The following is a 14942-nucleotide window of genomic DNA, read 5'->3' as shown; positions in this document are numbered from 1 at the left end:
CGGCTGCGTTGGCAAAGGACAGGAGCGCCCGGGACGACCCACGCCAGACTTGACTAGTTCAGTGAAGGTAGCCGTCCCACTTCACCTCGTAGCGTGATCCACCTGGCTCGCTACGCCGCCGCGCCGGCGTCACGCGGGGCCTCTGCGCCGCACCCGGCCGAACGGCGGCCACACCACGACCAGCACCCGCCTCACCGTGCGCGGCGTGTCGCGGTGCGGGCAGAACCGGTGGTGCTCGGGGACGTCGGCCCCGTCACACTTCCCGCACCGCCACACCCTGGCCACGGCACCAGCATGCGCCCGGTGGTCAGCTCATGTCGCCGTTCGGAGGTCGAGGCGCTGCAGCAACCTGCAAACGCCTGTTCGAATCACCGCCGCCGCAGCTACGGTGCGGAGGGTGAACGGGGCCGATAGCAACCAAAATGGTCCGACGACGTACTGTTCGGCGCGGTCGCCTTGTTCGCCGCGGCGCTGGCGTACGCCGGCGGCCGGACGTGGCTGCGCGTTCTCGCTGCCGTCGTCGCGGCACTGTCGCTGGGCCGGTGCGTGGCCGGGCCGCTCGGCAGCACCGCGTTCGACCTGGTCGCACCAATCGGGTTCCTGGTGCTGATCCTCGCGATCAGCGTTTCGATGCTGGCGGGCCGATGGACCACGACGTCGCGATGAAGCCGCTTCGCATCTGGCCTGTTGCGCTGTGTCATCAGGGGTTCCGACCTGTTGTGCGGAGGGGTTCCGAGGTGGAGTGTCGAGACGACCAGACGGGCCGGGAACCGGTCCCGAGCCGATGGTCGTCCCGAGGAGGGGGTCATGGGCACATCACGCCGCATCATCGCTTCCGTCGCTGCCGCCACAGCTGCTCTCGCCGGAGCCGCCGTCGCTGCCTCCGCGTCGCCGGCGGATCACGAGGTCACCGTCGGCAGCCCGTCGACACCGTTCTCCCAGAACAAGCAGAACGAACCGGCGGTCGCCATCGACGCACACGATCCTTCGGTCGTGGTCGCGGGGGCGAACGAGGAGATCGACATGGAGTCCTGCGCCGCCGGTGACCCGTCGACCTGTCCGTTCACGAACGGCGTCGGAGTCTCCGGCGCGTACTTCTCGTTCGACAGCGGTGCGTCCTGGCACCAGCCGACGTACAGCGGCTGGAGCGCCCGTGGCTGCCTCGGCCCCGCGGCCTGCACTCCGCAGGTGGGTCCGATCGGCACCCTGCCCCACTACGTCGAAGCAGGGCTCGTCGCCGACGGAGACCCGGCGGTGGCATTCGGACCGCGGCCCGGTCCCGGCGGGACCTTCTCGTGGGCGAACGGATCGCGGCTGTACTACGCGAACCTGACCTCGAACTTCGGCGCCACCCGGAAACTCGAGACCTTCCGCGGCTTCGAGGCGATCGCGGTGTCGACCACCGACGACGTGCGTGGAGCGTCGGCGAACAACGCCTCCGCCTGGCGGGCGCCGGTGATCATCTCCAAGCAGTCCTCGACGACGTTCTCGGACAAGGAGCAGGTCTATGCCGACAACGCCTCGAGCAGCCCGTTCTTCGGCCACGTCTACGTGTGCTGGGCGTCGTTCCGCAGCCAAGAGAAGGGGCACGCGCTCCCGGTACCGTTGACCGTCGCGACATCCACTGACGGCGGAACCAGTTGGACCACTCGTCAGGTAGGACCGGCGACGAGCAACGGCGTCAACAGCCAGCCCGACGGCTGCGTCGTACGTACGGACAGCACGGGCGCGGTCTACGTCTTCGGCGTCGGCACCCGACAGGGCACCAACTTCCAGATGATGTACCGGTCCACCGACGGCGGCGCGCACTTCAAGGGACCGTTCCTGGTCACGCCCGTTGTGAAGCCGGGTGTGTTCGACCCGGTCGAGGGACGTCCCGTGATGGACGGCATCGCCGGGGCCCGGGTCGACCTGGCCGGCGGACCGAACGTCGACATCGCGAACGCCCGGCCCACTGGGACCGGTGGTACGAACGAGATCTTCATGACTTGGGCCGATGGCCGGCTCGGTCTCAACCACGAGCAACTGATGCTGACCTGGTCGCGGAACGCCGGACAGACCTGGGCCACGCCGCTCGCAGTGCCGATCGCTACCGGCGACCGGCCGGTCTACAGTGCACCGGCGGTATCCCCGGACGGGACTGATCTGTACGTCGTGTACAACGCATTCACCACGCCATATCGCAACGACACCACGAGTCCACGTGGGCTGGTCGGCGTCGTACTGCATGCGAACGTGGTGAACGGCGTACCCACCGGCTGGTCGGTGCTCGAACGGACTCCAGTCGGAGATCCTCGCGGCAGCAGCGCGAACGCCCTGATCTCGGAGTTCCTCGGTGACTACGTGTACGCCGCCGCAACGAACGACTTCGCGGTAGCGGTGTGGAACGACGCCCGCGAGGCGGCTCCGTGCGATTCGATCAACGCTTTCCGGGCCTCGCTCTACACGAGCAGCCCGACGAGCGCGCCCAACGTGCTCGGCACGTGCCCGGCAACGTTCGGCAACAGCGACATCTTCAGCGGAACGTTCGCCGATCCGACTCCGTAATCACCTCTTTGTGACTCGCAAGTGACGAGCACCGGAACTCTTCGGAGTTCCGGTGCTCCTTCGGTTGGGGGCTCCTCAGATCCGCTGTGCCAGGTTAGGGTGTCTCGGGGGTGGTGTGGGGGCCAAACCCGTTGCTGACAAAGGGTTTCGGACCGGCTAGGGCACGTGGAGGGGCACGATCCGCAACAGTCCTAGGGTTGCGACAGGCTATCCTCAAGTCGCTCCGACTGCGCCCATCGGGTGATCTGGAACGCCGGGCTGTCCGGTCCGGGCCTGCCGCCACTACTCAGTTCGGTCGAGTTCCACTTCGGTGCGAGGAAGGCGAACGCGAACCCACCGCCTCGCTTGCGAATGATGAGCCCCCAGGAGTTGAAGTGGGCAGACTCGACCTGTGCCCTGGGAACACGTTGACTACCGATCGGGTAGCGGATCAACAGCTCGTCTCGTGTCAGACGCACGGTCCACCGACTGCGAAGCGCCGCCAACGCCAGGTAGAACACAACCAGGAACACGGGCCAAGTAACGCTGAGCGGCGCAACCTCGTCCCGGAGGACGGTCCACAGAGTCCCTAGGATCGCGGCGAGCAAGGTCAGGAACATGATGATGCGCCACACAAGAGCGGAACCCCACTCCTGTTCCGTTGGCAGTTCACCTGGGGAATCTCCCTGCGGATCGCCACCGGTCATGGGTGAAGTCTGGCAGGAAAGGGTTAGCGGCGTGGCACGTGGAGGGCACGCCACCGGAAACCGGCCTTTGCATCACGAAGGTCCCTGGCCTCAGATTCCCTGTGGCTGGGGCCTCTTGCGTTCCGAGCGGGTGACGAGAATCGAACTCGCGTAGCCAGTTTTCCAAGCACAGCATCTATGCCGCGTACCTCGACGACGCGAACTATCTCCACGGATGAACCGACGCGGGATCGTGCCCTCGCGGCAGTGGGCACCCGCCGGAGATCTCGGCGGGCGATAGTTCCTATCATCTATTGTCATTTGACGACCCTTGCACGATAGTGCCTATCATGCCGAGCGACGTAGCCGAGACATTCGACGATGTGGCCGACGTCGGTGTACTGACCCGGATGCGGGTGCTCCTTCCCGAGCTGCCTACCTCGGTACGTCGTACCGCCGAGCGCATCCTGGACGACCCGCGCAGCAGCGTGGCCGGAACCATCAACGACCTCGCCGACGCCGCCGGTACGTCCGCCGGTGCGGTCTCTCGCCTGTGCCGCGCGCTCGGACTGGACGGCTACCCAGGCCTACGCATCGCCGTCACCGCGGAGGCGGCCGCCGCGTACGGGAGCTGGGATGTCGACATCGGCCGCGACCTCGGCCCGAACGACTCCCTCGCGGTGGTGGCGCGCACCCTCGAGGCGGCCCAGACCCGCGCCGTCCATGCCACCCTGGCCGGCCTGGATCTCCACGCAGTCGCCGCCGCGGCCGCGGCCATTGGTGCGGCCGACCGGGTGCACGTCTACGGCGTCAGCGGCAGCGCGATCATGGCACGGGAACTGGACCTGCGCCTGGTCCGCATCGGAGTGCCGTGCTGGACCTATGCGGACGTCCACGACGGTCTGGTCGCCGCTGCGCTGCTGCGCCCGGGCGATGTGGCGATCGCGGTGTCCCACTCCGGGGAAACCGATGAGACGCTGGACATGCTCGAGTGCGCCCGCGCCCACGGCGCCCGTACTGTCGCGATCACCGGCGGGCACCGCTCACGCCTGGCAAGCATCGCGGACCACATCCTGATCACCGTGGCCGAGGCCACCACCTTCCGCGACGGACCACTCGCCTCGCGGCATTCCGAGCTGACCGTCGTCGAGCTCCTGTATCTCGCCGTCGGTCAAGGCAACTACGAACGCACGGCCAGGCATCTGGCCGAAACGGCGGCGGCTGTGCGCCCTCGCCACCCCGAGCGTCTCCCCCCTCGCGACACCGCCCACCATCCCCGGAGGATCCGTTGACACCGCAGCACACCCCCCCGCCATCGGGCCTGACCCGCAAGTCCTTCCTGCTGGGCGGTGTCGGCGCCGTCGGTGCCGTCGTGGCCGCCGGTGCCTTCGGCGCCACCGCGCCGCCGGCCGCGTTCGGCGCGACCGGTGCGGAACCTGCGGGCGGGTCCACCACGTCCACCGGCGGACCGATCATGAACAGCGGCAACTTCCCGATCGGCATCTTCTGGCCGCCGCCGCCGCTGCAGACCACCGTGGAGCGCTACCAGGAGATCGCCGACGCCGGCTTCAACTTCGTGCACGGCGGCAACTACACCTTCGCGGATGTGCAGATCTGCCGGTACATGCTCCAGGTGGCGGAGCAGGTTGGCCTGCACGTGCTGGTGGACGATCCCGACATCCGCTGGCTGCTGCACAGCTTCGCCGTTGGCAACCCCGCCGACCCGTTTACCATCAGCGAGGCCGAACTCAGGCAGAAGATTACTGAGGTGGTCAACCGCTACGCCCCCAGCTGGCAGCTCAGCGGCGGGCGGTTGCACATCACCAGCGGCTCCGGCAGCGGCTCGATCGGCTCGGTCAAGGCCGGCGCCGGCTGGCGCGACTACACGTTCGCGTTCGACACCGAGCCGAAGTTCACCGGCACGGGCGGCTACGCGCAGGCAGGTTGGGCGTTCCGCATGCAGGACGAGGGCAACGCCTACGTCTGGCTGCTCTCCAGCCAGGGCGCGGGCGGCATGGCCGTGTTGAAGAAGGCGGTGTTCGTGCGCGGCAACCCGGTGGTCACCAGCACCCCGCTGTCGTTCCAACTGCAGGCCGGCCAGTCCTACCACGTGGAGACCGTGGTCAGCGGGTCGACGTTCACCACCAAGATCGACGGCGTGCTGGTCGACACCACGACGGACACCACGTTCGCCACCGGCATCGTGGGCTTCCGGGAGGCCGGGCCCGAGTCCGCGTACTTCGACAACGTCTCCGTGACAGACGCCGCCGGCGCGGTGTTGTTCCAGGAGGACTTCTCCGGCACCCTGGAGGCCTGGCAGCGCCCGGCCGGTTCCGGCTACACCTCCTTCGCTGGGTTGCACCTGTACGACGAGCCGCAAGCGAGCCAGCTGCCAACACTCGCCAAGGCCGTGACCTACGCCAACCAGGCCTTCCCGGACGCGCTGTCCTACATCAACCTGCTGCCAGGCTTCGGGGCGGGTTACGAGCAGGCGGCTTCCCAGCTCGACACGCCCGTGCTGTCCTTCGACCGCTACCCGATCCTGTCCGGCGGTGAGGACCGGGGCTACTTCGCCAACTGGGCCGAGGTCCGCGCCGCCGCGCTCGCGCACGGACGTGACTCCTGGGCCTTCATCCAGAGTGTCGGCTACAACTTCCACGCCATCCCGACCCGGGCCGACCTGCTCTGGCAGATCAACATCAGCCTCGCCTACGGCTGCAAGGGCATCCAGTACTTCACCTACTGGACGCCCGACCCGGCCCGCGGCGAGGGCTTCACGAATGCCCTGATCACGGTCGACGGCAAGCAGACCTCGCTGTACGGCGACAGCCGCACGGTCAACACGCACTATCTGGCACCGCTGGGCAAGGTGATGCTCGGGCTCACCTCCACCGCCGTACAGGTGGCGGGCGTATCCACTCCGCCTGCCGGACTCGACCCGTTCGCCCCGGACGAGACGCTCACCGCCGTCTCCGGCGGCGGCGTGGTGCTGGGCCGGTTCACCGACGGCGACGGTCGTGCCCATGTGCTGGTGGCCAACTACTCGCGCACCGAGGAGGCAGCAGTGACGCTCACGTTCGGGGCGTCGACGGCGAAGGCGTTCCAACCCAAGTCAGCGACCTGGAAGAGCGTGTCGAACCCGGCTGCGATCGAGTTGCCGCCGGGCGGTGGCCAGTTGATCAGGCTGGGCTGATCGACGGGGCCGGGCCTGACCACACCGCGCGGAGTTGCCGTCGCGACACCAGACCAGCCGCGACGGATGCCGGTAGCTCCGGTACCTGGTCGACATCATCGACTGCATCACTGCTTCGGGACTCGATGCGCAACTGGCGGGCTCGACGGCTACGCACGCCTTGTGGTGGTACCGCGGGCCGGCGCGCGAACAGGTCTATGACCTGCTCATCGTCAGGGGCGCCGAGTCGATCAAGTCGGCACCGGCTGGAAGGTGCACAATCGAGCATCTGTCGAGCACGGGCCACGACGAACGTGTCGATCGACCCACCTCGGAGGCGGTACCGCTGTTCTGACGCCTCGCCATCGAGAAATACGGCATCCAGCCGCCAGGCCGGCCAGCCTGATCAGCGGACACGAGGCGGTCGGCGAGGGATTCCGGGTGGCCACTACTCGCCGCGGTCGGTGTCCATCAGATGGGGCTTGTCGCGGTACGCACCGCATCGGTCACACATCTCGAACCGCCGACGTTCTCATTACGAGAGGAAGCTCACCATCACAGCCGCTGTCTTCAGGCGTGACTCGTTGCACGGAACTCTTCTTGGGTGGCCGAACTTCTCATCTGTATCGCGCGGTTCGCTCCACGAATGGCTCCACGCCGCTACTGCAGCCTTCCGTGCCTCTGGTTGCCGCCGCTCCCGAGACCGGCACAGCTGGGGAAGGGTTGGGCCCTCCTCGATCCGTCGAGAAGACCTGACTGAGCTGGTTCGCTTCCGATGCAGCGGTACGAATCGCCTCCAGGGCTCCGAATCGATTATGTCTTCCACGTCCTCTGGTGGGAACCAGACCACCAGGTTTGGCGATCATTCAAGAGGAACACATGGGCCATTGAGCCGCCCCGGCGAGTCCGGAGGCTTCGTTTGGTGTCAACCGGCTTCGGCGAAGCGGGTTCGGTGAGTGTAGTGAGTCTGCTCGGCCTGGATGGGTGTGAGGTCCTGGATCGACTCGTGGGGTCGGGCGGTGTTGAACCAGTGGACCCAGTCCAGAGTTGCTGCCTCGACGTCGCTTAGGCCCTTCCAGGGGCCGTAGGAGTGGATCAGTTCGGACTTGAACAGGCCCATGTGGGTCTCGGCCAGGGCGTTGTCGTAGGCGTCGCCGACGGACCCGACCGAGGCGTCGATGCCGGCGTCGGTGAGGCGTTGGGTGAAGGCAATCGAGGTGTATTGCGACCCGGCGTCGGTGTGGTGCACCAGCCTGGTCAGGTCGGTGATGCCGTCTTTTCGGCGGGTCCACAACGCCATCTCGAGGGCGTCCAGGACCAGCGGGGTGGTCATCTCGGTGGCGGCCCTCCAGCCGACGATCCGGCGGGAGAACACATCGATGATGAACGCGACGTAGACCGTGCCGGTCCAGGTCGCTACGTAGGTGAAGTCGGCCACCCAGAGCCGGTTCGGTGCCGAGGCGACGAAGTTGCGGTCGACCAGGTCGGCCGGCCGAGCGGCTTTCTCGTCGGCGATGGTGGTCCGCGGCGTCGTGCCGCGGACCACGCCACTGATGCCCAGCTGGGCCATCAGCCGCTCCACGGTGCAGCGAGCGACATCGTGGCCCAGCCCGCGGAGATGGAGCCACATTTTGCGGGCTCCGAACAGTTCCACGAACCGCTCCTCGCGTGCCTGTTCGATCACCACGGTCAGGTCAGTGTCGCGGAGTTTCTGCTTACTGGGTTGACGATTGAGGTTGTCGTAGAACGTCGACGGGGCGATCTTGCAGCCGTGCTCGGTGAGCACCCTGCAGATCGGCTCGACCCCGAACTGTCGCCTGTGATCGCTGATGAAAGCCACGATCACTGATGTGGGCGGTCGAGCTCCGCCGCGAAGAAAGTTGCTGCCGACTTCAAGATCTCGTTCGCCCGCCGCAGCTCGGCGTTCTCCCGCTTCAACGCCTTCAACGCCTCCGACTCCGAGGTAGTGACCCCGGGCCGCTGCCCAGCGTCGATCTCGGCACGACGGACCCACTTACGCAGCGTCTCGGCCGAGCCGATCCCCAGCTTCAACGCGATCGACTTGATCGCCTCGAACTCCGAACCGTAGTCGGCCTTGGACTCAGCGACCATCCGGACCGCACGCTCACGGATCTCGGGCGAATAAGACGACGGACGTGACATGGACTTCATCCTTCCAACGAATGAAGTCTCCAGACACTCCGGGGCGGCTCACATCGCCGCAGACGCAATGAAATCGTGTGCCACACCGCACTTGCAGGAACATGCAACTTCTTGACGCTGCGGCTATCGACATGTTTAGCCTCTGAGAATGACTGGGGCTCACGGCAACGATCCGATCCGCCACTCACAGCATCCCGTCGGCGGCAACAATCGAGGCGTGCCTGGTACGCCGTTGCCAGCTAGGCCCGCGACGATTCTTCCGCCGGCCCGCGCGACTTTGCCGACGGCACCACGGAGACCGCTGCAGGTGTCGGCCTGGACCGATCTACTGCTGGCGTTGCCGTGGATCGCCTGGTCGTGATCCCCGGTGGAAATCCGTGGGTCTCGTCGACCGGGTATGCACCTGCCTTCGATCGCTACGTTATGGGCAGGACCGGGGCTGCATGCTCGCGGTCGCTCAGCCGAATGCACGTGGGCGCCTGTCTATGACAAGCAGGAGCAGTTCGACAAGATCGTGGCCGGGCTACTGCAGGGTGAGGTAGTCGTAGCTGTGTACGACGCGATCGGCGCCGGCACCGGGTTCATCGGACTGACGAACAAACGGGTGACAATTCAGGACAACTCGTTCGTCGGCAAGAAGACGGCGCTAACACTCTCGCGAACCAACTTTGAGAAGGCAACATCAGCTATCGCAGCACGTCCGACAGCAACAGGCCGTGAAACTTGTTGGGCTCGCCCCAGATGAACCATAGCGAGCCGCAGCTCAAAGACACGCCGACCCGCCGAACTGCCTCAGCCCCCGAGAGGCCTTGACGGATCAGCTCGAAGTAGTGGCGCTTGACCACAGCGGGCATCTTGTTTGGTGCATACCTAGACATGCGAATCCCCTTCCGGAAGATTCGCTTCGTTCGTCAGAAACCGCCCTTCGGTGGGTCTTGCTGGCCCCGAAGTCAGACCCGCTGTTGTGGGTGCCCGATGCGGTTGTCTGGAGCTGGGTCCGTGGTGGGCGTTGGCGGCAGGCGGTCGAGCCGATCTGCCAGGTGAAGGAGGTCTAATGCGCAAGACCCGGCTCACCCACCGTCCGGTAGGCTGCCGGGTCCACTTCCAGGGGACTTTTCTGTCCCAAGGCAGAACCCAATATACCTACTTCACCCCATTCAGGCCTGGAGTTTGGGAATCTGCCCCTGCTTTCCCCGGAATGCCCTGGATTCCGGGGAGGTCAGTAGCTGGTGGGCGGTAGGGGTCAGGGAGTGGTGGGCGGTGCCGGCGGTTCTGTGGGTGGTTATCAGACCGGCGTTGCGGAGGGCGCGGGCGTGTTCGCTGGCGGAGGCTAGGGCGATGCCGGTGCGGCGGGCCAGTTGGGTAGTGCTGGCGCTGGCGGTGAGGGAGCGGAGTACGGCGGCTCGGGTGCGGCCCAGGACGTCGGCGAGGGCGTCGGTGTCGATCTCGTACGGCGGGAGGTCCGCGCACGGGTAGACGAGGACTGGGCGGCGGTCGATCTGGTCGAGGACCAGGCACTCCGCGGTGAAGGACGACGGGTAGAGCTGAAGCCCGCGACCCGCGAGGTGAACGTCGATCTCCCGCCCGGGTGTCACCCCGTGAGCACTCAGTACAGGCTCGTCCCAAACGACGTCCGGGTGCAGCTCAGCAAGCAAGGTCCCGACACCGCCTTGCAGCAAAGCGCGCGAGCGCACCGCCAGATCAGCCCCGTACCGCCGCTCGAGCTCCATCGAAGCGGGCGCCAGCGCATGTTCATGAAACTCCCGTACTGCGTTGCCGAGCGCGCGGCGGGCTCCGGCCCTGCCGGCCAGCAAACCCTGCATGAACCGGTCGATCTCCGCAGGCAACCACGGCCCCAGCTCATCCCGGACGACCTCGGCAGGCGTGTCCATCAACGTCTGGGCAGCGGGTTCGAGGCCATACGCCGAGACCTCGGGCGTGATGAAATCCGGAAACCTTCCGGCCGGCTCGATCAGCTTGAACAGCGGACGCATCGACGGCCGGAGTTGCGGCGCCATCTTCAGCCGCCACCTCCGCGCAACCGGCGGCAACGCCCGATCGGTCAGCCGACGATCAGCGCGATCGCCCAGCGATCTGGCCGCGATCCCGCCACCGCCCAGGGCGCGAGCAGCCAGAGCCGCCTCCCAGAGCGGTTCCGGCTCGGCCGGGAACGTCACCCTGGCCAGGTCGGCCGCCGTGAAGTGAATCCGGATCCCGCCGCAGGTTCGCCAGCCAGCTGTGCATCGGATGCCCGACACCCAGCTCCTCATCTCGGTATGTCGTCACGACCGCAAGCCGCTGCCCACGGAATCCGGCAACCAGGTAGGCGAGCCCGTCGCGCGACGCCGGGTCGGCCCACTGCACGTCATCCACGACCAGCACAGTCGGACGATGCGAAGCGATCGCCATCACCAACGCATCCACCAGCGACAACAACCGGACCGCACTCTCGGGGTCGCCGCCGCTCAGCGAGGGCAACAGCTGACCCGCGGCAGGGACCGTATCCAGTACGTCGGACAGCTCATGCGGTTCCGCGGACTCCACCCAACCCTTCAGCGCGCCGATCAGCGCAACATACGGCGCATCCACCGCGCCGAACCGCACACATCGGCCCCACAACACGGCCATACCCCTAACGGCCGCCTCATCGCAGGCAACTCTCACCAGGCGGGTCTTACCCACCCCCGCCTCACCGTGCACGAAGACCGCACACGGTCGTCCTTCAGCAGCACCCTGGATCGCTGCCCCGAGGATCCCGGTTTCCTCGATTCGACCGGCGATGCCGGGTGAGCCCGCGACCGCCTGCCCTCCCACAGTGTCCAGTCTGCGCCGCGCAACGCCGGAGTGTCTGTAGGCGAGCGACCAACGGCGTCCTTGTCGGATTCGGGCTGCATGTCGAGCATGGACTCCGGCCGGCCGGTGTTGAGCTGTGCGACTGTGGCGAGCCGTGCCGTCATGCTTCTCGACTGCTGACGAGCGTGGACCTCAATGCGGTCCCGATCGAGCACTGCCGGATCTTGCCCGACTCGATTGTCCGTCGCAGCTGCGGTCAAGAACTGGACATCGGAGGCCATGCGACACCTGACCGCGGCGCGCTGAATGGACGCGTGACCCGGAGTTCCCCAAGTGGTGAGTCCCGACCACGAGCGCAGCTTGCGTGACACGGTTTGTGATGCGAACCCGAGTGAACCAGTCCTGGGCAGCGTGATTGGTGAGGTCGTCGGCGCTACCAGTGACGCCTGAAGGGGGCAGATGACACGCCGACGCATAGCCTTAATCCGCAGGTCGTCGATATGCACGGGGCGCGGCGCGATTCTCGAAGTCGTGGCTTTGGAGCGTGCGCGTCCCATCCTCATTTTGGGGAGCTCAATCGTGAACTGCATCTGTTCTGTGTGGTGGAGGCTCCGTCACGCGTTCATGGTCGAGTCAGGCGGACTGCGAGCGCGGATACCTCCTGGCGCGACGAGGTGCCGGTTTTGCGAAGCAGGTTGGACACGTGGGTGCTGACTGTCTTCTGACTAATGAACAGGGCGTCGGCGATCTCGGGGTACGTTCGCCCGGCGACCAGATAGTCGAGAACCTGCTGCTCCCGCTTGGTCAGGGATCGGAAGGCCTCGGGGAGTGGATCGATCGGTGTGGACGCCGGCTCATCGAGCGGAATCTTAGCGAGTGCAGCCAGGCTCTCGAGTTGGCGTCGCAAAGGCTGTGCGGCCATCTCGACAGCGCAGGCATATGCCGATCGCAGCGGTACGGCGACGTCTGCCCGGTTCGCTCGCTCGTCGAGTAAGGCGTGCGCGCACCGCTTCAAGGCGACCGTCTCTTCCCAGCGCATAGACGCCGCAGCACACCGGACCGCCGCTTCCTTCCACTGGCTAGACGTGACCGACAGTGACATGCATCGAGTGGACTCCGCAGCGAAGACGGCCTGAACTGCCGGCTGAACGCGATCGGCTGGTGTGATGACGTCGAACGGTTCGGGCCGTAGCCTCCGACGCTGATTCTCGATGTCCTCGAGGAGTCTCCGAGCCCTCGAAACACCTTCGCCGTCGCGTCGGTCGTGCGCCTTCTCGGCGAGTTCGGCGGCTGAGCGAGCACTCCACATCAGCATCTCGTCCGCGATGCGGGGATCGACGGACTGGACTGTCATCGTGCGCGACAGCAGCTCGAGGGCCTGCTCGGGCTCTCCCTCGGCTAGCAGGTATTCGGCCAGGATGGGCGGTGCCATCAGCTCTGGACTCTCTTCAAGGCCCGGGACGAGCTCCTTCGCCCGACGCACGTGCAGACGGGCCACGTCCAGCTCGCCTTGGCGGGTGGCCAGCAACGCTGCCACCAGCCGCGTCCTGGCCGCGCTGGCCGACCAGCTGCCCAACGCCAGCCCTTGGCGAATGACACGGGCGCCCGCCTCCAATTGTCCGAGGGTCAGGAGGTCTTGGGCCATAGCGCTGCAGAGGGTGCCGGTGGCCACCCTGAGCGCTCCGGCATCGAGGGCCTCGCGGAACCCGTCTGCCAAGATCGCGGTCGACTCTGCGACGCGACCTCGTTGGACCAGATAGTTCACTCTGATCAGGCGCGCTCCGGCGAGTCGGGGTTGATCACTGGCCAGCCTCGCAAACTGCAGGCTCTCGAGTGAATCGCGGTCTGCTCGTTCCTCGCGGAGGTACGCGGTGGCACGCGCCCTGTATGCGTGGCTCAGTGCTCGGTTGGACCCGGACCGATGCGCCGCCTGCACGGCTTCTTCCGCATAACGGCGGGCGCTATCGGGTGCGTTGTTCCACGTGTGAGACTCACTGAGGTCAGCTAGCGCCTCGGCGTACTCCTCACTGTCGGGGAACCGGCGAATCAGTTCGATGGCGCGCTCGACCTCAGGGATCGGCTCTCCCGTCGCACGACCCGTCCTTAGGGCACTGAACGCGCGCTCCCTCAGGATCCGGCTCGCACGCAGCGGGTCGGTTTCCTCGTCGACCAGCTCTTGTGCGCGACTCCATGCGTCGTAGATGGACTCGTCGTCGCCGGCCAAGAGGTGTGCATGTGCGACTCGCTCGAGCAGGCACACCTCTTGATCGACGTTCTGAGCAGTGCCACGGCGGACGACCGGCCATAGCCGCGCCGCATGACCGAGATGGACAGCCGCCTCACGTAGGGCTTTCAGCTCATGAGCCAGATCGGCCGCGCGCAGGGACGCTTCCAGCGAGGCGCCGAGATCATGCGCCCGCTCGTAGTGCAGTGCCAGGTCACCCTGCCGGCGCATCTCGTCAATGCCGGACGCGGAACGCGACTCCAGAGCCTTCGCCCACGCGGCATGGATCCGCACCGCCTCGCCGGGCACGAATGTCGAGCACAGCACTTCAGTCAGCAGCGGATGCCGGAACCAGCACAACTCGGGACCCGGCGCCGCGCAGATCCCGGCGTCTGTCGCCTCGATAAGCGCCGCCGTCACCGCCCCGGCTCCGATGCCGCCCGCCGCCGCGACTGCTGTCAGATCGTCGACGGCCGCCGGTCGTCCACCGACCGCAAGCGACCGCGTCACTTCGCGCGCGGGCGCCGATAGCCGGTGCCAGGCTCCGAGCAGCGCACCGGTCAGCTCGGCAGGCAGATCGGCAGGCAGGTCGTCGTCGGTGAGGCTGACGCCTTGCACCAGCAGCTCACTCAGGTAGGGATTCCCGTCCGAACGGCGCACCACCTCGGCAACCAGTCGCGGCTGAGGCCATCCACCCAGCAACGACGACAATTGCTCTTCAGTCTCGTCAGCACTCAATCTCGCCAGCCGCAGCGACGAGACAGAGACCATCCTGGTTAGGTCGGCCAGCCAGCCATGCAGCGGATGCCCGGCAGCGAGCTCCTCGTCGCGGTACGTCACCAGAATCGCCAGACGCTGACTCCGGAACCCGGCAACCAGGTAGGCGATCGCATCACGGGTTGCTGGATCGGCCCACTGGACATCGTCCACAACCAGGACTACCGGACGGCGCTCCGCGATCGCGTGCACCAGACCGTCCAGAGTCGACAACAGCCGGACTGCGCTCGACGTCAGCCGCCTACCCGATGAAGACACCAGATCCCCGGCGCCGGGTACCGCAGCAAGGACCTCGGATAGCTCTGCGGGGTTGGCCGATTCGACCCAGCCCTCGAACGCGCCAACGAGAGCAACGTATGGCGCGTCCACCGCGCCGAAGCGCACACAGCTACCCCACAGGATCGCTGAGCTCTTCGCGGCGGCTTCGCGGCACACCTCTGTCACCAGACGGGTCTTGCCCACGCCTGCCTCCCCGTGCACGAACACCGCACACGGACGCCCCTTCGCCGCCGCCCCGATCACCGCGCGGAGTAAGCCCAGCTCCTCACTCCGACCCGCGATGCTGGAGACGCGCCCGACCGTTGCCCCTCCCACAAGGCCC

General features: G+C 66.6%; 9 protein-coding genes and 1 other annotated feature. Of the genes, 4 read left to right on the top strand and 5 right to left on the bottom strand.

Annotated elements, in window-relative coordinates; all coding sequences use genetic code 11:
- Positions 1-456: 456 nt before the first annotated feature.
- Complete coding sequence (locus ACFPJ1_RS25415) at positions 457-666, top strand: hypothetical protein (protein WP_380107608.1); 210 nt, start codon at positions 457-459, stop codon at positions 664-666.
- A 141-nt stretch (positions 667-807) separates the two neighbouring features.
- Positions 808-2547: a sialidase family protein gene (locus ACFPJ1_RS25410; protein WP_380107606.1), complete on the top strand. Its 1740-nt coding sequence runs from the start codon at positions 808-810 to the stop codon at positions 2545-2547.
- Between the two features lie 191 nt (positions 2548-2738).
- On the opposite strand, the gene ACFPJ1_RS25405 is transcribed toward ACFPJ1_RS25410, so the two are convergent.
- Positions 2739-3233, bottom strand: a complete 495-nt coding sequence (locus tag ACFPJ1_RS25405) for a hypothetical protein (RefSeq protein ID WP_380107605.1) — start codon at positions 3231-3233, stop codon at positions 2739-2741.
- 329 nt (positions 3234-3562) lie between these two features.
- Between ACFPJ1_RS25405 and ACFPJ1_RS25400 the strand changes: the two genes are divergently transcribed.
- Positions 3563-4504 (top strand): MurR/RpiR family transcriptional regulator, encoded by a 942-nt coding sequence (locus ACFPJ1_RS25400; RefSeq protein WP_380107604.1) that lies wholly within the window; start codon positions 3563-3565, stop codon positions 4502-4504.
- Complete coding sequence (locus ACFPJ1_RS25395; RefSeq protein ID WP_380107603.1) at positions 4501-6405, top strand: hypothetical protein; 1905 nt, start codon at positions 4501-4503, stop codon at positions 6403-6405. The genes ACFPJ1_RS25400 and ACFPJ1_RS25395 overlap by 4 nt, the downstream gene beginning before the upstream one ends.
- A 904-nt stretch (positions 6406-7309) precedes the next feature.
- Here ACFPJ1_RS25395 and ACFPJ1_RS25390 read toward each other — a convergent pair.
- The 4 genes from ACFPJ1_RS25390 to ACFPJ1_RS25375 all read right to left on the bottom strand — a co-directional run bounded on the left by ACFPJ1_RS25390 (position 7310) and on the right by ACFPJ1_RS25375 (position 14935).
- Positions 7310-8547, bottom strand: a protein-coding gene (locus ACFPJ1_RS25390) for an IS3 family transposase (protein ID WP_380107602.1) whose coding sequence is annotated in 2 segments (ribosomal slippage) — positions 7310-8265 and positions 8265-8547 — 1239 coding nt in all. Because the reading frame shifts where the segments join, the coding sequence is not laid out codon by codon here.
- Positions 8138-8269: a sequence feature (AL1L pseudoknot), on the bottom strand. (Overlaps the previous gene by 132 nt.)
- 1157 nt (positions 8548-9704) lie before the next feature.
- Complete coding sequence (locus ACFPJ1_RS25385) at positions 9705-10565, bottom strand: winged helix-turn-helix domain-containing protein (RefSeq protein WP_380107600.1); 861 nt, start codon at positions 10563-10565, stop codon at positions 9705-9707.
- Positions 10566-10620: 55 nt separating this feature from the next.
- Positions 10621-11361, bottom strand: a complete 741-nt coding sequence (locus tag ACFPJ1_RS25380; RefSeq protein WP_380107599.1) for an AAA family ATPase — start codon at positions 11359-11361, stop codon at positions 10621-10623.
- A gap of 601 nt (positions 11362-11962) precedes the next feature.
- A complete protein-coding gene (locus ACFPJ1_RS25375; RefSeq protein WP_380107597.1) occupies positions 11963-14935 on the bottom strand; it encodes a helix-turn-helix transcriptional regulator in 2973 nt (990 codons plus the stop codon).
- Between the last annotated feature and the right edge of the window lie 7 nt (positions 14936-14942).

This window comes from Kribbella qitaiheensis (assembly GCF_042657745.1).
Classification (GTDB): domain Bacteria; phylum Actinomycetota; class Actinomycetes; order Propionibacteriales; family Kribbellaceae; genus Kribbella; species Kribbella qitaiheensis.
This window is presented reverse-complemented; position numbering and strand designations above follow the sequence as displayed.

Coding starts and splice junctions, on each gene's coding strand:
- ACFPJ1_RS25385 (WP_380107600.1), bottom strand. CDS start 10,565: ATGGCGCCGCAACTCCGGCCGTCGATGCGTCCGCTGTTCAAGCTGATC.
- ACFPJ1_RS25410 (WP_380107606.1), top strand. CDS start 808: ATGGGCACATCACGCCGCATCATCGCTTCCGTCGCTGCCGCCACAGCT.
- ACFPJ1_RS25400 (WP_380107604.1), top strand. CDS start 3,563: ATGCCGAGCGACGTAGCCGAGACATTCGACGATGTGGCCGACGTCGGT.
- ACFPJ1_RS25405 (WP_380107605.1), bottom strand. CDS start 3,233: ATGACCGGTGGCGATCCGCAGGGAGATTCCCCAGGTGAACTGCCAACG.